Below are 17,973 nucleotides of genomic sequence, written 5' to 3' on the forward strand. Positions count from 1 at the left end.
GAGGTCGGCGTGGATTCCGGCCGACGCCCTGTCGGACGACGAAGGGAGCGTGGACGTGACGGACCTGGTGGCGCTGAGGCGCCAGTTGCACCGTCGTCCGGAACTCGGCTTCATGGAGATCGAAACGGCCGTCGCGGTGATCGTTGAGATCGGTGCCGTCGCCGACGAGGTGACCTTCGGTGCCTCGGTTTGCGACCTGACCGGTGTCGCCGGCCTGCCCGCTCCGGCCGACCTCGCGTCCGCACGGGCACGGGCCTTCGCCCGTGGCGTCGCGCCCGGCCTGGTGGAGGAACTCGGTCACGGGGCGACCGGCATCGTGGCCACGGTCAAGGGCGACCGGCCGGGGCAGGTCACGGCGCTCCGATTCGACATGGACGCACTGCCGGTGCACGAGGCGGATGGCGGCGAGCATCGGCCGACTCGGGTGGGCTTCGCCTCGGAGATCCCCGGCCTCATGCACGCCTGCGGGCACGACGGACATGTTGCCGTCGGTGTCGAACTGGTTCGGCGACTGGCCGCGGATCGGGACTTCGCGGGCGAGGTCCGCGCGGTGTTCCAGCCTGCTGAGGAGGGGGTCCGCGGAGCCCACGCCATGGTCGCGGCGGGAGCCGTCGACGGTGTCGACGTGATGCTCGGGATGCATCTGGGGATCGGGCTGCCCGTGGGTACGGTGGCGGCGGCCGCCGCCGGCGTCCTCGCCACCGAGAAGTGGCGGATCGTCCTCACCGGCCGTGCGGCGCACGCCGCCCTCGCGCCCGCCGAGGGGCGCAACGCGCTCCTGGGCGCCGCAGCCGCCGTGACCGCGCTGCATGCCCTGCCCCCGGAGGCAGGCGTGGTGACTCGGGTCAACGTGGGCCGACTCGTGGCTGGCACGGCCGCGAACGTCGTGCCCGAGAGTGCGATCCTCGAGTGCGAGGTACGTGCCGACGACGACGGCGCGCTCAGGCGGCTCGCGGATAGTGCCCGGCACATCGTGGCCGGTGCGGCAGCCATGTATGAGCTCGAGGTGGCTTTCGAGGTCACCGGAACCTCCGCCGTCGCAGTCTGCGACACGGACGTGACCGAGGCGATGGCTCGGGCCGCTGCCAGGGTGCCGGGCATCGAGCATGCCCTTGCCGCAGCCACCATGACGGCCTCCGACGACGTCACCCTGATGATGTCCCACGTGCAGGGGAACGGCGGACGGGCCACCTTGACCGTCGTCGGGGCCTCAAGCCCCGCACCGCACCACCACCCCCGGTTCGACGTGGACGAGCGGGCGCTTCCGCTCGCGGTCGCGTGGCTCGAGGCCGCTATCCGCACGGGATTCAGGGTTCCCCCAGTTGTGACGTCACAGGTACGATCCTGATATGTCAGGCCCGGTAGACACATGGCTCATCTGAGCGCGACGAGTGCGACCGTCGAGGCCTACGCGCGCCTCAAGAACATGATCCTGACGAACGAGCTCTCCCCCGGCGTGGAGTTGCGTGAGGGGGGCCTCGCCGACGCGACCGGCTACGGCCGGACTCCGGTCCGGGAGGCCCTGCAGCGGCTGGTCCACGAGGGGTTCGTCGAGGTGCGCCCACGGCAGGGGTACCGGGTCCGCCAGCTCTCCGTTGCCGGGGTCCGGGACCTGTTCGAGATGCGCCTCATCCTCGAGCCGGCTGCCGTCCAGCTCGCCATCGAGCGTGCCACGGACGCGGAGCTGGCCACCCTCAGTGCACTTGCACACGCGACCTATGGCGTCGACCGGCCGAGCTACGAGCAGTTCCTAATCGACAATCGTGAGATCCATGTACGGATCGCCGAGGTGTCCGGCAACGCCCGGCTCGCGGACTCGCTGCGGATCCTCCTCGAGGAGATGCAGCGGCTCTACTTCGTCACGCTGGGCTCGCGCGCCGCCGTCGGTGAGCAGTTGCACGAGCACCACGACCTGTTCGACGCGATGGTCGAGCGGGCCGCCGCCACGGCACGGGGCCTGGTGGTCGACCAGATCGAGTCGAGTCGGCGGCAGGTCATCGACGCACTGCTGGGGGGTGCGGCGGGCTTGTCCCCGGGAGTCGACCAACTGATCCTGTTCGGTTCGAGTCGTTGACTGAGCGCCCCGCGCGGAACGATTGTTGACAATTTCGAGCTCATTGTCGACAATCGGGAGCACGTGTCGGCGGCCCATGGCCCGAGGGTAGGAGACCCGGATGTCACCCACGTCGAAGCCGGGGACCACCCCGGAGCGCTCCGCGGCGGGTGGGCGATGACCTCGGCCCGTGTCGCTGCCATCCCGGGCGACGGGATCGGGACCGAGGTGATGGACTCGGCTAAGGCGGTCCTCGCCCGCCTGCTCCCGCTGACGGGCGACAACATCGCCTGGACGGACCTGGACTGGTCCTGTGAGCGCTACCTCACGGAGGGCGCACTGATGCCCGACGACGGCCTGGGCCTCCTACGGGAGCACGACGCGGTCCTGCTCGGTGCGGTCGGCTGGCCCGGCGTACCGGACCACGTCTCGCTGTGGGGCTTACTGATTCCGATCCGGCGCATGTTCCAGCAGTACGTGAACCTGCGCCCGGTACGCGTCATGGAAGGTGTGCCGTCACCGCTGCGGCCCGACCTGGCGGAGGGCGTCGACCTGCTCATCGTGCGCGAGAACTCTGAGGGGGAGTACTCCGAGATCGGCGGGCGGTTCGGAGCCGGCACTCCGGTCGAGTCGGCGTTCCAGCAGAGCGTGTTCACGCGCACCGGCGTCGAGCGCATCGCTCGCTTCGCCGCGGAGCGGGCCGAGCGGCGTCGTGGACGGATCGTCGCCGCGACGAAGTCCAACGGGATCATCCACACCATGCCGTTCTGGGACGAGGTGGTGGCCGAGACGACGGCGCACTACAGCGTCGAGACGACCTTCGAGCACATCGATGCGCTTGCGGCCAAGCTCGTGCTCCACCCGGCCCGCTACGACGTGGTGCTCGGCAGCAATCTCTTCGGTGACATCCTCAGTGATCTGGCCGCCGGAGTCTGCGGGAGCATCGGAATCGCACCGTCGGCCAACGTCGACCCCACCGGCACCTACCCGTCCATGTTCGAGCCGGTGCACGGATCCGCACCGGACATCGCCGGCCGTGGGATCGCCAACCCCGTGGGCATGCTCTGGTCCACCGTGATGATGCTCGAGCATCTCGGCGCGGCGCGGGCCGCCGGCCTCCTGATGGAGGCCATCGCGGAGACCCTGCGGGACCCGGCTACCCGGACCGCAGACATCGGCGGCACCGCCGACACCGCCGCGGTGACCGACGCGGTGATATCGCACGTGACCCGGAGTGCCGCATGAGCAACGACGCGGAGGTCGCCGTCGTCGGCCTCGGCACGGTCGGGAGCATGGCGCTATGGCGACTGGCCGAACGGGGCGTGCCGGTGCACGGCTATGAACGGTTCGGTATCGCCAACACCCGCGGCGCCTCCGGTGGGCAGACGCGCAGGTTCGCGGCCGCGAGCCAGTCCGAGCCCTTCAAGACCCCACTGGCTCTCGCTGCGCTCGAGCTGTGGCGTGCGCTCGAGGAGACGACTGGGCAGTCTCTGCTTACGCTCACCGGCGGGATGATCCTCGGCCCCCGCGACACCCCGGCCCTGGTCAACGCCATCCGGTCCATGCAGGACAACGCCCTCCCGCATGAGGTTCTGGACGCCGACGAACTGCACGCCAGGTTCCCCGAGCACCTCATCCGAGCCGGCGACACCGCGCTCGTAGACGGGTCGACCGGGTTCCTCCGCCCCGAGCGCAGCATCCTGAGTGCCGTCGGCGCGGCTCGCGCGCGTGGCGCGAAGGTGCACGACCACACCAGGGTCCTCGCGGTCGAACCGGACGGCGATCGCGTCTGCGTGCGCACGGCGGACGGCGTCCGACGATACGGCCGCGTGGTGGTGGCCCCCGGCGCCTGGGCACCGCAACTGCTCGGCGATCTGGGGCCCGAGATCACACCGCGACGGCTGACTCAGGCCTGGTACCTGCCGAGGGACGTCACCCGGTACCGCGCCGACGTCTTCGGGGTGTTCGAGCGGGTCGGCGACGTCCGGGCCTACGGCTTCCCCTCCGTGGACGGCGCGACCGTGAAGGTCGGTGTCTGGACGCGTCCGCACCCGGTGGTCGAGGATCTCGAGCGACTCGACCAGTGGGTCGCGCAGGCCTGGATCGACGAGATCCGGGAGGTCATCGCCACCTACCTGCCCGGCCTTCATCCGGACCCGACCAACCTCTCGACCCACATCGAGGGGTACAGCCCGGACCAGCTTCCAGTGGTGGGGCCGTCACCGATCTCGGAGCGCGTGCTGATCGGCGCCGGCTTCTCCGGCGGCGGATTCAAGTTCGCTCCCGTGATGGGCGAGATACTCGCCGATTATGCCCTCACCGGTGCCACGACGAGGGATCTCAGGTTCCTGCGTCCGGACCGGTTCGCCTCAGCGGAGCCCAGGGCATGAGACAAACGGAGAGGGTGACCTGGTGACCGGCCCGGAGTCCACCCCGTCGGCCACCGATCGGGTGGCGCTGGTCACCGGCGGCAACCGCGGCATCGGGTTCGAGATCGCCCGGCAGCTCGGGGCCGCGGGGCTCCGGGTCGCTTTGGGCTGCCGCCGGCCCGCCGATGCCGCCGACCGGGTAACAGCCCTGCGGGACGCCGGCACGGAGGCCACCGCCGTCGAACTCGACGTGATCGCGCCGGGTAGCCCTGGACGAGCCGTCGCCACCGTCATGGAGGTCTACGGCCGTCTGGACGTGCTCGTGAACAACGCCGGGATCGCGATCGACGCATGGCCGAGCCACCGCCCGTCCGAGCCCGACCTGGACCGGGTCCGCACCACCATCGAGACGAACCTGTTCGGGGCCTGGGCGTGTGTGGGGGCGGCGGTACCGGCGATGCGCGCGAATCGCTACGGCCGGATCGTCAACCTCTCGAGCACGATGGCCTCCATCGAGCTGACCGACGATCCGAGGTCCCCGGCCTACCGGGTCTCCAAGTCCGCCCTGAACATGCTCACGGTGGTCGTCGCCGAGGATCTGCGGGCGGACGGCATCCTCGTCAACGCGGCCTCGCCCGGCTACACCCGCTCCGACATGAGTCCGAAGGCGACGCGACCGGTCGAGGACGGGGCGGACACGCCCGTGTGGCTGGCGACCCTTCCGAACGACGGCCCGACCGGCGGGTTCTTCTACGAGCGCGAGCCGCTGCCGTGGTGAGGGTTCCGGACGGTATCGAGACCCCGAGCCTGTTCATCGACCTCGATCGGGTCGAAGCCAACATTGCGCGGATGCAGGCGACGATCTCGGCCCGCGGGGTGAACGTCCGACCCCACGTGAAGACGCACAAGTCCGTGCGGATCGGCCGGATGCAGATCGAGGCCGGGGCCTACGGGATCACGGCTGCCAGCGTGGGTGAGGCCGAGGTGTTCGCCGGGGCCGGCTTCGACGACATCCTGATCGCGTTCCCGGTCTGGGCCGACGCACCGCGAGCGGCCCGGATCCGTGCCCTGCACGAGCGCACCACGCTCTCGATCGGCGTCGACTCCGAGGAGGCCGCGTCCCAGCTCGCGGCCGCGGTGCGCGGGGCGGCCCACCCGCTCGACGTGTTCATCGAGCTGGACTGCGGTGCGCGCCGCTCGGGGATCCCGGCCGAGTCGGCGGGTGACCTCGCGGTCGCGTGCGCCCGGCTCGGTCTGAACGTCCGAGGAGTGTTCGCCTATGCGGGCCACGGTAGCCGGTCGCGAGAGGCCCGCCTGAGCGCCTCGGAAGACGAGGTGGCAGCGGTGCGGATCGCGACCGAGCGGATCGCTGCCCGCGGCCTGGACATCGAGGTCCTCAGCGCGGGCACCACGCCGACCGCCGGACTTTCAGCCCGCGCCCCCGTCACCGAGGTACGGCCGGGGGAGTACGTGTTCGGGGACGTCAACAACGTGCTCCTCGGAAGCTGCTCCCTCGACGACGTCGCGCTGCACCTCGCCGGCACGGTCGTCAGCACGGCGGTGCCCGGTCAGGTGGTGCTGGATGTCGGGTCCAAGGCCCTCGGCCGCGAGGGATCGCCCGAGCGTGGCTACGGCTGGGTGCCGGGGGTACCGGGCAGCTTCCTGCGGCTGCTCAACGAACACCACGCGTTCCTGACCGTGCCGCCCGAGGTGCCCCGCCCCGCCGTCGGGGATGTCCTGGCGATCGTGCCGAACCACGTCTGCCCGCCGGTGAACCTATTCGATGAGTACGCGGTCGTCCGGGCCGGGGTGGTCGTCGACACCTGGCCCGTGGACGCCCGCGGTCACCTCACCTGAGTCCGGTCACAAGGGCGCGCATACACGCCAGCAGGCCCGGGCCGTCCGCGGTGAGCATCCGGGCGTGGATCGGCTCCGACCCGCGGCCGCAGCAGTCGAGGAACTTCCGGCGCCGCTGCTCGTCGGAAAAAGGATCGTCGACGTTGCCGCGGGGGAGGACTCGGACGTGCTCCAGGGTCCGGCCGTCGCGCAGGTGGACCCGGACGTGATGGGGCGGCCGGTCCGCCGAGAACCCGGGCGGGAGATCGGAGTCGTCCCAGGCGCACAGGATGACCTCGATCTGTTCGGGCTCGCGGACCTCGGTCCGGTACTCCTGCACCCGTGCCTCGGTGAAGTCCGCGAGCGCGAGCGTCGACCGACGCAGGAAGGTCCGCACGCAGTACTCCATCGAGAACCGAGCCTCGAGGGCGTTGCTCGGCTCGCGGTATGGCAGACTCCCGAGCCCGGCAGGTCCGATCGTCGCCTCGACACCGGTGACCTCGCTCGCGGTGAATCCGGTCGCCTCCACCAGGTCGGCGATCGCGTCCAGGACGAGGTGCGTCGACCCGCAGCTCGGGTACTGCTTGGGGAGTACGCCCGGTCGTTCCACGGCCAAGGTATCGGTGAGCCATTCGGAGCCGTCCGTCCCGTCCCCGCGGCCGGTCAGCGCCACGAACCCCTGCGGACCCTCCAGAGCGCGTGGGTGAGCGGAGACGCCGGCGACGGCGAGCAGGCCCGCCTCCACTGCTCCCCTGGCGGCAAGGCCGGCGTGCAGCGCCTTCATCGGCGTGCCGAACTGGGCCTTCGTGCCACCGGCGAAACTTACGGCGATCCCCAGAGCACGCCCGACGGCGTCGGCGGACCCGTCACAGAGGTGGGCCACCGCGGCCGCGGTGCCGATACAGCCGACAGTGGAGGTGCCGTGCCAACCCCAGACGTAGTGCCCGTAGCCCACCAGCGCCCCGACGTACGCCTGAGCCTGCAGACCCACGACGTAGGACTCGAGGAGGCGGTCCGCCCTGCCCGGCTCTGCCTCGGCCACGGCCAGCAGGGCGGGGACCAGGACAGCCGACGCGTGGCTCATCCCGGGGGTGAAGTTGTCGTCGAAGTCCGCCGCGTGGGCGGCTGTGGCGTTCACGGAGGCCGCGGCCGCCGGAGGCCCGGACGCGCCGGTCACCATCGTGCTCGGACCGGTGGCACCGGGCGAGGTCAGCACCTGTTCGGCCGACCGGGTACTGGCGTCGTCGGCCCCGAGGACCAGGCAGGCGACGGTGTCGATGATCGCATCCCGGGCAAGCCGCTCCTGCGCAGCCGTCAGGCGTGGCTGGAGCGCAGCCCACGTGCCGAACGCCTCGGCAGGCGTGCCCGTCATCGCGGGTCTTCGTCGATCGGGTTCAGGCGTAGAGACCGGGCACCGACAGGTACTTGAGTTCCTGGTACTCGAGCAGACCCTCGGGTCCCCCTTCGCGGCCGAGACCGGACTGCTTGATGCCGCCGAAGGGTGCTGCGACGTTCGAGATCAGGCCGCGGTTGATGCCGACCATCCCGGACTCGAGGCTGCCCGCCACCCGCCGGGCGCGGTCGACGTCCTGCGTCATCACGTACGCGGCCAACCCGTGCTCGGTGTCGTTCGCGATGCGCACGGCGGCGTCCTCGTCGGTGAATCGGTGGATCGAGACGACCGGGCCGAAGACCTCCTCGGACATGATCGCCGCGTCCAGCGGGACGTGATCGAGCACGATGGGGGCGAAATAGGTGCCTTGGGGGTCATCGGGCATGGGGGCCTGATCGATGACGACGGCGCCGCGCGCCACCGCATCATCGACGAGCCGGGTGGCCTTGGCGACCGCACGATCGTCGATGAGGGGGCCGAGGTCGACTCCATCGTCGAGTCCGGGGCCGACGCGCACGGCCGCCATCCGCTCACCGATCCGGCGGGCGAAGTCGTCGGCGATGCCGTCCTGGACCAGGAACCGGTTGGCCGCCACGCAGGACTGGCCGCCCAGGCGCATCTTGGCGATCATCGCCTGGTCGATGGTCACGTCGAGATCCGCGTCGTCGAAGACCAGGAACGGGGCGTTGCCGCCGAGTTCCATCGAGGTGCGCAGGACGCGGCGGCCGGCCTGTTCCAGGAGGAGCCTGCCCACCGGGGTGGACCCCGTGAACGAGAGCTTGCGCAGCCGGGGGTCCTCGATCAGCCGGGAGCAGACCCCGGCGGCATCTGTCGTGGTGAAGACGTTGACCACCCCGGCCGGGGCGCCGGCCTCCCGGACGATCGCGGCGAACGCGAGCGTGACCAGCGGAGTCAGGTCTGCGGGCTTGACCACGACGGTGCATCCGGCAGCGATCGCGGGGGAGACCTTGCGGGCCACCATCGCGAGCGGCACGTTCCAGGGGGTGATCAACAGGCACGGCCCGACGGGCTCGGTCACTGTGATGAAGTGGGACTGGCCGTCCGGTGCTGGAGTGCTGCGACCGCCGGGGCGGACGGCCTCCTCGGCGAACCAGCGGACGAAGTCCGCCGCGTAGTCGACCTCGCCGCGGGCCTCGGTCAGCGTCTTGCCGACCTCGAGGGTGATCAGTGTGGCAAGCACCTCGCGCCGCTCCCGCATGAGTTCGAAGGCTCGGCGCAGGACGTCGGCGCGCCGGCGCGGGGCCGATCGGGCCCAGGACGGCCCGGCCGCCACCGCGGCGTCCAGCGCCGCCAGCCCGTCATCGATGCCGCAGTCGGCGACCTGCGCGAGCGCAGCGCCCGTCGCCGGATCGGTGACGGTGAAGGTGCGGCCGGATGCTGGCTCGCGCCAGGATCCGGCGAGGTAGCCGGAGGGCACCGCGCTCAGCGCGGCCGACATGGCCGAGTCGTCCCGGCCCGGGGCGGTGGCGATGCTGGACATGTCAACCGATCCTTTCGATCGAGACGAGATGCTCACCGATGTCGGCGATCGCCGTCGTGAGTTCGTGCGCCGTTACCACGAACGGTGGGCAGACGTGCAGGGTGTTGTTCGTGATCAGGCGGGTCAGCACTCCGGAGTCGCGGACCGCACGCACGACCTCGCCGCCGTCCAACTCGGGCACCAGCTGGATGCCCGCCATCAGACCGACGGACCGGACGTCTGCGACGAGTGGCGAGGTCGCCAGGTCATTCAGCGCGGTCTCCAGGACCGGTTCGAGTTCGCGCACCCGCTGCAGGAGCTGCTCCTCCTCGAGGATGTCGAGGTTCGCCATGGCGACGGCGCAGACGGTGGCGTGACCCGAATACGTGAGCCCGTGCCGGAACATCGGTGCGTCGTCGCCCAGGAAGAACGGCTCCGCGAGGTGCGGAGCGATCGCGACGGCCCCGAGCGGGAGATAGCCCGAGGTGACCCCCTTCGCCATCGTGATCATGTCCGGCTCGATGCCCCAGCGCTCGCAGGCGAACATCGCGCCGGTGCGGCCGAATCCGGTGATGACCTCATCGGCGACGAGCAGGATCTTGTGGCGGCGGGTCAGTTCCCGCAGGCCCTGAAGATAGCCGGTCGAGGGTGGGAAGACGCCGCCGGTGCCGACCACGGGCTCGACCACGAGGGCGGCGATGTTCTCGGGACCGATCTCGAGAATGATCCGTTCGGTCTCGGTCAGGTCGTCCCGGGGGACGCGAGCGGTCTCGGGGATGAGCGAGTCGGAGCCGTAGCCGTCCCGGTTGAACCCGAGGCCGGCGATCGACGTGCCGAAGCCGTGCAGCCCGTGGTAGCCGGTGTCCCGGCTGAGGATGACGGTCCTCGCCGGCTCGCCGACGGTCTGCCAGTACCGGCGCGCGAGCTTGCAGGCGGTGTCGATGGAGTCGGAGCCCCCGGAGGTGAAGAAGATGGTCGCGGACTCGATCGGGACCAGGTCCGAGAGGCGGTCTGCCAGGTCGAGCGCGGGGCGCGTCGCGTGTGCGCCGAAGAGGTGGTACGTCTCGAGCGTGGACATCTGTTCGGCTGCGACGTGGGCGAGGCGCTCGCGACCGTGTCCGATGTTCGCGTGCCACAGACCGGCGGGGAGGTCCAGCAGGCGTTGGCCGTCCTCGGTGGTGACCCAGGCGCCGTCGCCCGATGCGATGACGAGTCGGTCGCGCGAGGCGCTCGGCATGTGGGTCTGGGGGTGCCACAGGGTGCCGATCGTGGACATGTTCTCTCCTCGTTCAGGTCGGTGCAGGCAGCGGACGCGTCGCGGTGGGCCCCCGGAGGAACCCACCGCGGCGTCGGCTTCAGGAGACGGGAGTCAGCGCGCTCTCGACGGAGAACTCGTCGATCACTTCGGCGTGGATGTGGAGCATCCGGGCGAGCAGGCCGTTGCCCCGGGTGAATGCCAGGGGGAGCTCGCCACCCGCCGCGACGGCCTTCTTGGTGCCGTCGAAGAACGCCGGGCCCTGGTCCGGGCGGCCGTCGGATTTGTCGTCGGGGTAGAGCGGGTTGATCGTGTTCTCGATCTTGGGCCAGAGGGCCCGGGCCGCCTCCGTGGACTCGAACTCGAGGGCGAGCACGAGCGTGTTGTCGAGGAGTTCACCGGCTGACTCCTGAAGAACGTAACCGCCGAGGTAACCGGGGTGGCCGTCGAGCTCGCGGAGCCAGGAGCCGAGGTAGTGCCGGGCCTCCTCGGCGCGGTTCGGCTCGGCCACGAAGATGAACAGGTCACGGCGCTTCGTCATGAGTTTCCTTCTCTCTCTTGTCCGGTCACGATGCCCTGCAGAGCTGCGGTGGATCGCCGGTGCGGGCCGAATGGGCGGCCCGCACCGGCGGGTCTGGCTAGGCCCGGTCCAGGCCCTTGGCCGCGCGGTAGGCAGCGCGGGCCTCGCTGCTTGCGTGGTGCGCGGTCAGTTCGTGCAGTTCGGGCGGTTCGGCGCCGCCGACCACCGGGTTCAGGTGCACGACCACGCCCTCGGTGTGCGCCACCGAGTGCAGCACCGCGTGCTCGACCTCCTCGGCGACCGCGTGGGCCTCGAGGACGGTCAGGCCCGAGTCGACGCCGATGTTCGCGTCCGCCTCTAGGCGGTGACCGCTCCAGCGGGCACGGACCCGGGTGACGGAGGCGACGCCGGGTACGGACCGGATCGTGGAGGTGATCTTGTCGATGGTCCCGTCGTCCACGCCGTCCATGAGGCGACGCAGCGTGGTCCTCAGCGAACTGACCAGAATCCACAGGATCGCCGCGGCGATGAAGAACCCGATGATGGCATCCGCACGGGCGAAGCCGAGCCAGACCCCGATGACCCCGATGACAACCGCGACCGACGTCAGTCCGTCGGCCCGGGCGTGCTGGCCCTCGGCGATCAGGGCGGCGCTGCCGATCCTCTTGCCGGTGCGGATCCGGTACATCGCGACGAGTTCGTTGCCCGCGGCACCGACCAGACCGGCGGCGAACACCCACCAGAGGTTCGTGAGTTCGCGCGGGTTCAGGAGCGCGTCGACCGACTCCCAGATGATGATCGCGGCGGACACGGCGATGATCAGTGAGATGAACAGGCCGACGAGGTCCTCGGCTCGGCGATAGCCGTAGCTGTACCGCTTGCTCGCGACACGCTGACCGATCCGGAATGCGATCACCAGCGGGATGGTCGTGACCGCGTGGCCGACGTTGTGAAGGGTGTCCGCGAGCAACGCGATCGACCCGGAGATGGCGACGATGACCATCTGCATGATCGCGGTGGCACCCATGCCGGCAAGCCCGATCCAGGCGGCCCGGATGCCCTGCTTGCTCGACTCCTCGGCGGACTGGATCGCCTCGTTGGAGTCATGCGAGTGGGGGACGAGCATGTGCTTGAGCTTCGCCCAGGGACCGGTGCCGTGGTCGTGGTCGTGGTCGTGGTCGTGGTCGTGGTGGTCGTGGTCGCCGTGGTCGTGACCCTTGTACCCACGGTCCGCGTGGCCCGAGTCATGGTGGGAGTGCTCGTGCCCGTGGTTCTCGTGGGTATGCGGGTGATCGTGCGAGTGGTCCCCGTGGGGGTGCTCGTGACCCTTGTGGTCCGCATCGTCGTGCGCGTGGTCCTCGTGCGGATGCGGGTGGTCGTGCCCGGTATCGAGCACGTCGATGGCCTCGGGAGGCGTGTGCCGGCCGGCGGGTGCGTTCTGATTCATTCGAACCGTGTCCTGTCTGCGGTCGAGGGACGGTGCAACTGGAGCGTCGTGATATTTCACGTCGTACGTTACAAGCGGCTGGAAGGGTAGTCAAGTAATTGTCGACAATCATTTCCGGATGGTCTAAATCCCTCGCACGTATGTGGTTCGTGCCTGGTTAGGCAAGGCGAACCTGTCACTGTGTCGACAATATTGCCGCGCTAGGGCGCACCGCCGGTGGTGAGGCTGCGCTTCGGATCGAACCGGGACAATTGCCACGGCGACTGCCCGTGCGCGACGAGATCGGCGATCCATTCGCCGGTGACCGGTGACGACTTGTAACCGGCCCCGGAGAACCCGCAGGCGGCGATGACCTGCGGGCTGTCGGGCAGCCGTCCCACGAACGGGTGCCCGTCCACGGAGTAGCCCTCCGGCTGGGCGGCCACCGCCACAGGCGTCGGGTGCAGGCCCGGGAAGAACCGCGCGATCACTGCGCTGAAGTCGGCCAGGCGTTCGGCCGTGACCTCGGGGTAGCGGCCCTTCATGTCTGCGATCGGGGGGTGTGGATCCGTTGAGATCCCGATCTTGACCGTCGCGCCGTCGATCGTGGGGAACCCGTAGCATTTGACGTCGCCGACGCGCTCGAAAACCGCGAACGCGGGCGCCCGGTACCGCGAGATGTCCCTGGGGGCATACCAGGCTTGCGGGTTCAGGCGGGGGATGATCGTCGGCCGCCGGTAAGGCAGCAGGTGCTCGGCCCACGCGCCCGGTGCGATCACCGCCCACCGGAACCGCAGGCGTTCGTCACCGGTCTCGACGATGACGCCCCGGTCCTCGGGATGGACTGCCGTGACGGGTGTGTACTCGCGGATCACCGCACCGCCACGGCGGGCGGCGTCGGCCGCGGCGAGAATGCCCAGTTCCGGGCGCAGGTACCCCGTCAGCTCGTCCCAGACGCCGAGGTCGCAGTCGCGCACGAGATGCTGAGGAAAGCGTGCCCTGAGTGCGTCCGGCTCGAGCAGGTCGTGGCGGATACCCTCTTCCTCGGCCGTTCGGATCAGCCGGACCAGATCGGGTGTGTCCGCCGGGCCGAGGATGATGCCGCCCGTCCTGACGTACAACTGATGGCCGGAGGTGCGCTCGAGATCGCGCCACAGCGTGCGGCTGTACGTCAGGGTGGGCGTCAGCTCGGGTGCCGCGAGGCTGAACGGGGCGATCCGTCTGGTCTGGCCCGCGGACGCACCCCGGTGGTTCGGCACACCGAACTGCTCGAACGCATGCACGCTCAGGCCCCGCTCGGTCAGGCGCCAAGCGGTCATGCTCCCGACCGCTCCAACCCCGATGACGGCGACGTCGGCCTCGTAGGTCACGGTGAGTTCTCCCTTGATCGGGCTACTGATATCCGGAGATACGCACCGGTTCGGCCGCCGCAGGAGTGCTCGTGGACCTGCTGCGGAACCGTGTCGGGCGAAAGTCGGCCAGATCGGGAGCGTCGGTGCCGTCGACGATCTCCTCCCGTGCCAGTCGCCCGAGCAGTGGGGCGAGGGTCACTCCGCTGTGCGTCGCGATCGTGTAGAGCCGCCGGTCGTCGTCGACGAAGCCGGCTACGGTCAGACGGTCCTCCGGGAGGACGCGCCAGCCCACCACGAGGCTCTCGAGGCGACCTCCGGCCGCGTCGCGAAGGGCTCCCGCCAACTCGGCCAGCAGTTCTCTCGCAACGGTGCCATCGAGCGGAGGAGTCGACGCGGGGTCGGCGTCCGCGTCGAGCCTCGGCGCCTGCAGCAAGATGCGACCGCCACCGTGGGGCCGCAGGTTGAGCGACGGTGTTGTGACAAGCCGGTCGAGGGACACCGCGAGCGGGCTCGTGACGCCCAGGAACCCTACCGGCGAGCTGCCCGGCCCGGTGTACGGCTGCAACGGAATGTGCGCGCCGGCGCTCTTCATCAGTGCCTCGGTCCACCGGCCGACGCAGACGATCGCGCCATCTGCCTCGATCCATTCTCCGTCGGCCAACCTCACGCGGACGCCGCCGGGCCGAGGGTTGACCTCCGTGACCGCGCAGGGATACCGGACCCTCCCGCCGTGCCCGCGGAGGTCGGCGATCATGCGCGCGATCATGGTGAGCGGGTAGCAGTGCCCCTCAGTGGGGAAGTACGTGACGCCCTCCACCCCCTCGGGGAGGATGAGGCCGGGCTCGAGGGCCAGGGCTTCGGTCCGGGTCAGGACCTCGACCGGATAATCCTCGCGTTCGACCTCGGCCCGCACGACCGCGAGCGCCTCGTCCTCGGCGCCCGGATGTGCCCAGCGGAGGTGGCCCCGGCGGCTCCACCACGGGGCGCCGTCGCCCGCGAAGCGGTCGTGCTCCGCCATCGCCATGGCGTTCAGGCGCCGGTAGGCCTCTGGGCGTTTCTGGCTCGAGTTGACCCAGGCGAAGGACGTGCCGCTGGTGCCTGCGCCCGGATGCTGTGCCTCCAAGAGGGTCACCTCCACGCCCGCGGCGGCTAGTTCGCGGGCGGCGGCCGCCCCGAGAACGCCCGCTCCGATCACGATCCAGTGCGGCACGGCGCAACCTCCAGGTCGAACGGTCAGATGATCGGCGCGAACGGGCGGTCGACGCCGTCAGGGGCTGAGGGTCAACTCGCCGAACTCGTAGAACATGGCGTTGGTCGGGCCGTCGGTGTCGTCCACGACCAGCTGGGCGCCCATCGCCGTCCAGAATGGAACGGCGCCGGGGGAATGAAGGAACGTGTGCAGCACGACCTTGTCGTAGTGCCCCTCCGCCTGGGCCCGTTCGAGAACCGCCCGAACGATGGCCTTGGCGATGCCGCGTCGGCGGGCCTCGCGCAGGACGTAGACGCGGACGACCTGCCCCACACGTGGGTTGTCATAGGCCTCGATGAGGTGCCGCGGGCTCGTGTCGCCCTTGAGTTTGCCGCCGCGGATGCCGCCGGTCGCGATGATCCTCCCGGTCGCGTCGTCTACGGCGACCAGCATGAATGGGCCGACCGGCCGCACGTAGGTGTCGACCAGGAAGTCGATGTCGTCGTGGATCGTCGGGTCGTACTCGGACTGGAAGTCCTCCCGCACCGACCGCATCATCACATGGGCCGCGCCCGCGATGTCGTCCTCGGCGTCGGAGACCTCGCGGATCGTGAAATCTGACATTGCAGTTCCTCCCGGTCGGTGTGACGGACATGTCCGCGCGTGATACCGCCAGGTCGCGGGTGGGGTGCCAGATCGACGCGACCTTGCGCCTCGACCGTAGCGAGCGACTTCTCGTCGTGTCAACAGGTTGTCGACAATGTATCGATGCGGGTCGTGAGCCGGCCCGGGCGGCGAGCGTGCGGCCGGCGGGCTGGCGGCGAATGGCGCCAGTACCTCAACGGCTGTTCGCGAGAATGAGAGGAATCTGGCTGATCGCGGACGGACGTCGAAACTCGGAACGACTGCAGATTGTGTGACGCGCTGCTCGCCGGAAGCGTGTCGACGTATCGGACCCGGGTGCCTAACTGTTGACAATTAAGTCCGAGGCTGCCTAGCCTTCTGGCACGCCCTTGGCCGACTGGCCTGAATCGGGCGGGTACTCCGAGAAGCGGGTCTCCCGTCGGCGATGACGGACGAACGACTGGAGAGAGGGAATCCATGGACCTGACCGGCTACACACCGCGGTACATCACGTTCGACTGCTACGGAACTCTGACGAACTTCCAGATGTCCGAGGCCGTACGCCCCCTGGTCGCGGACGTGCTGGATCCCGACGACGTCGCGAGCTTCAACAAGGACTTTCGCGCGTACCGCATCGACGAGGTGCTCGGCGCCTACAAGCCGTACAGGCAGGTACTGAGGGACTCCTGGCAGCGAGTCTGCAACCGGTGGAAGATCCAGTTCAGGGCCGACGACGTCGAAGCGATCATCCAGGCGGTGGGCTCCTGGGGTCCGCACCCCGACGTGCCCGACGCGCTGACGAAGCTCGCCGAGGCATACCCGCTGGTCATCCTCTCCAACGCGGAGGACAAGATGCTCGAGAACAACGTGGCGCAGCTCGGCGTCGACTTCCACCGGGTATTCACGGCTGAACAGGTCGGCGCCTACAAGCCCCGCTACGCGGGTTTCGAGTACATGCTCGATCAGCTCGACTGCGGCCGTCACGAGATCCTGCACGTGACCTCGCACATCTGGTACGACATCATCCCGTGCCACGAGCTGCGGATCACGAACAAGGTGTACGTCAACCGCGGATACGACCCGTCCACGCCGTTCTACGAGTATGCCGAGACCACCGACCTCGCCGGCCTTCCACCGCTGCTCGGTCTCTGACCGGCTCACTGACGGAAAGGGTCGGTCGATGAAGCTGACCTCCTACTGGCTAGACACCGCCACCCCGGCCGGCGACTTCCGGCGCAGCGAACTCCCAAAGCGGGTGGACGTCGCGGTGGTCGGGGCCGGCCTGACCGGGCTCTCGACAGCACTGCACCTGGCACGCGACGGTGCGTCCGTCGCACTTCTCGAGGCGAGGACGGTCGGCTGGGGCGCATCCGGTCGCAACGGGGGCATGGCCACCACTGGCCTCGCGGTCGGGTACGGGACCGCGGCGCGTCGTTACGGTCGCCCGCGAGCGGCCGCCATGTTCGCGGCGTACAACGACGCCATCGACACCGTCGAGAAACTGGTCGCCGATGAGGGGATCGACTGCAACTTCGAGCGGGTCGGGAAGCTGACGTTGGCAGCGAAGACGTCCCATTACGAGGGGTTCGGACGCACCGCTGAGATGCTCGCCGAGGATGTCGGTCAGGAGCTGATGCTGGTCCCGGCGTCGGAACTGCGCAAAGAGATCGGCAGCGACTTCTACCGCGGTGGCATGGTGGATCCACTCGGTGCGGGCGTCCATGTCGGCAAGCTGGTCGCCGGGCTGGCGCGGGCGGGTTCTCGTGCCGGCGTCTCGATCCATGAGGCGTGTGAGGTGTACGAACTTCGGCGCCTCAACGGGCGGCGGTACGACGTGCTGACGTCGCGTGGCACGATCAGGGCCGACCGGGTCGTCGTCGGCACGAGCGGATATTCCGGCCGGATGCTTCCTTGGCTGCAGCGACGGCTGGTGCCCATTGGCAGCTTCGTCCTCGTCACCGAGCCCCTGGCCGATGAGGTTGTCGACGGTCTGCTGCCGCAGCGCCGGGTCGCCGCGGATACCAACCGCGTGTGCCTGTACTTCAGGCTCACACCGGACAAGCGCTTGTTGTTCGGCGGCCGGGCGCGATTCTCGGCCAGCGACAGGGACGCTGACCTCACGAGCGGTCGGATCCTGCATCGCCAGCTCCTGCAGGTCTTTCCGCAGCTGACGAACACGCGGATCGACTACTGCTGGGGGGGGCTGGTGGACATGTCCCTGGACCAGATGGTGCATGCCGGCGAGCGTGATGGGGTCCTCTACTCCGTCGGATACAGCGGCCACGGAGTCCAGATGGCGACGCACATGGGCAAGGTGATGGCGCAGATGGCGAACGGTGTCGGTTCGGCGAACCCGTGGCGTGACCTCAGGTTCCCGCCGGTTCCGGGGTATTTCGGTACCCCGTGGTTCCTGCCGCCGGCCGGGGTTCTCTTCAAGTTCCTCGACAGAGTGAGTTGATACGTACGAGTGTGATCA

Annotated in this window: 16 protein-coding genes; 8 read left to right on the top strand and 8 right to left on the bottom strand. The window is 69.5% G+C overall.

The window, feature by feature from the left end:
* The first annotated feature begins 55 nt into the window (after nucleotides 1–55).
* The 6 genes from EXU48_RS22675 to EXU48_RS22700 all read left to right on the top strand — a co-directional run bounded on the left by EXU48_RS22675 (nucleotide 56) and on the right by EXU48_RS22700 (nucleotide 6,279).
* Entirely contained in the window at nucleotides 56–1,348 is a 1,293-nt protein-coding gene (locus tag EXU48_RS22675) for an amidohydrolase (protein ID WP_133109977.1), read from the top strand.
* Between the two features lie 21 nt (nucleotides 1,349–1,369).
* A complete protein-coding gene (locus EXU48_RS22680) occupies nucleotides 1,370–2,074 on the top strand; it encodes a GntR family transcriptional regulator (protein WP_133109978.1) in 705 nt (234 codons plus the stop codon).
* 156 nt (nucleotides 2,075–2,230) lie between these two features.
* A complete protein-coding gene (locus EXU48_RS22685) occupies nucleotides 2,231–3,298 on the top strand; it encodes a tartrate dehydrogenase (RefSeq protein WP_133109979.1) in 1,068 nt (355 codons plus the stop codon).
* Nucleotides 3,295–4,443 (top strand): N-methyl-L-tryptophan oxidase, encoded by a 1,149-nt coding sequence (gene solA, locus EXU48_RS22690; protein ID WP_133109980.1) that lies wholly within the window; start codon nucleotides 3,295–3,297, stop codon nucleotides 4,441–4,443. Before EXU48_RS22685 ends, solA begins: the two co-directional genes overlap by 4 nt.
* Before the next feature lie 22 nt (nucleotides 4,444–4,465).
* Entirely contained in the window at nucleotides 4,466–5,200 is a 735-nt protein-coding gene (locus tag EXU48_RS22695) for an SDR family oxidoreductase (RefSeq protein ID WP_207947873.1), read from the top strand.
* Nucleotides 5,197–6,279, top strand: a complete 1,083-nt coding sequence (locus EXU48_RS22700; RefSeq protein WP_235857220.1) for an alanine racemase — start codon at nucleotides 5,197–5,199, stop codon at nucleotides 6,277–6,279. Before EXU48_RS22695 ends, EXU48_RS22700 begins: the two co-directional genes overlap by 4 nt.
* On the opposite strand, the gene EXU48_RS22705 is transcribed toward EXU48_RS22700, so the two are convergent.
* From EXU48_RS22705 to EXU48_RS22740, 8 genes are all read right to left on the bottom strand, one after another.
* Nucleotides 6,272–7,630, bottom strand: a complete 1,359-nt coding sequence (locus tag EXU48_RS22705) for an MmgE/PrpD family protein (RefSeq protein WP_133109982.1) — start codon at nucleotides 7,628–7,630, stop codon at nucleotides 6,272–6,274. The two genes, EXU48_RS22700 and EXU48_RS22705, sit on opposite strands and share 8 nt — an antisense overlap.
* A 22-nt stretch (nucleotides 7,631–7,652) precedes the next feature.
* Nucleotides 7,653–9,152, bottom strand: coding sequence for an NAD-dependent succinate-semialdehyde dehydrogenase (locus tag EXU48_RS22710; RefSeq protein ID WP_235857221.1), 1,500 nt, complete (start codon nucleotides 9,150–9,152; stop codon nucleotides 7,653–7,655).
* 1 nt (nucleotide 9,153) lies between these two features.
* Nucleotides 9,154–10,407 (bottom strand): aminotransferase family protein, encoded by a 1,254-nt coding sequence (locus tag EXU48_RS22715; protein ID WP_133109983.1) that lies wholly within the window; start codon nucleotides 10,405–10,407, stop codon nucleotides 9,154–9,156.
* A 79-nt stretch (nucleotides 10,408–10,486) separates the two neighbouring features.
* The gene (locus tag EXU48_RS22720) at nucleotides 10,487–10,927 is read right to left on the bottom strand and encodes a hypothetical protein (RefSeq protein ID WP_133109984.1); all 441 of its coding nucleotides are present in this window, start codon (nucleotides 10,925–10,927) and stop codon (nucleotides 10,487–10,489) included.
* A 97-nt stretch (nucleotides 10,928–11,024) separates the two neighbouring features.
* Nucleotides 11,025–12,353 (bottom strand): cation diffusion facilitator family transporter, encoded by a 1,329-nt coding sequence (locus EXU48_RS22725; protein ID WP_133109985.1) that lies wholly within the window; start codon nucleotides 12,351–12,353, stop codon nucleotides 11,025–11,027.
* A 200-nt stretch (nucleotides 12,354–12,553) separates the two neighbouring features.
* Nucleotides 12,554–13,702 carry an FAD-dependent oxidoreductase gene (locus EXU48_RS22730; RefSeq protein ID WP_133109986.1) on the bottom strand — a complete coding sequence of 383 codons (1,149 nt, stop codon included), beginning with the start codon at nucleotides 13,700–13,702 and terminating at the stop codon, nucleotides 12,554–12,556.
* Between the two features lie 22 nt (nucleotides 13,703–13,724).
* Nucleotides 13,725–14,894 carry an NAD(P)/FAD-dependent oxidoreductase gene (locus EXU48_RS22735; protein ID WP_207947874.1) on the bottom strand — a complete coding sequence of 390 codons (1,170 nt, stop codon included), beginning with the start codon at nucleotides 14,892–14,894 and terminating at the stop codon, nucleotides 13,725–13,727.
* A 57-nt stretch (nucleotides 14,895–14,951) separates the two neighbouring features.
* Nucleotides 14,952–15,497 carry a GNAT family N-acetyltransferase gene (locus tag EXU48_RS22740; protein ID WP_133109987.1) on the bottom strand — a complete coding sequence of 182 codons (546 nt, stop codon included), beginning with the start codon at nucleotides 15,495–15,497 and terminating at the stop codon, nucleotides 14,952–14,954.
* Nucleotides 15,498–15,974: 477 nt separating this feature from the next.
* Here EXU48_RS22740 and EXU48_RS22745 point away from each other — a divergent pair, with 477 nt between their 5' ends.
* Both EXU48_RS22745 and EXU48_RS22750 read left to right on the top strand, forming a co-directional pair.
* Entirely contained in the window at nucleotides 15,975–16,649 is a 675-nt protein-coding gene (locus tag EXU48_RS22745) for a haloacid dehalogenase type II (protein WP_133109988.1), read from the top strand.
* Between the two features lie 28 nt (nucleotides 16,650–16,677).
* The gene (locus tag EXU48_RS22750; protein WP_133109989.1) at nucleotides 16,678–17,955 is read left to right on the top strand and encodes an NAD(P)/FAD-dependent oxidoreductase; all 1,278 of its coding nucleotides are present in this window, start codon (nucleotides 16,678–16,680) and stop codon (nucleotides 17,953–17,955) included.
* Nucleotides 17,956–17,973 lie beyond the last annotated feature (18 nt).

Source organism: Occultella glacieicola (assembly GCF_004353825.1).
Classification (GTDB): domain Bacteria; phylum Actinomycetota; class Actinomycetes; order Actinomycetales; family Beutenbergiaceae; genus Occultella; species Occultella glacieicola.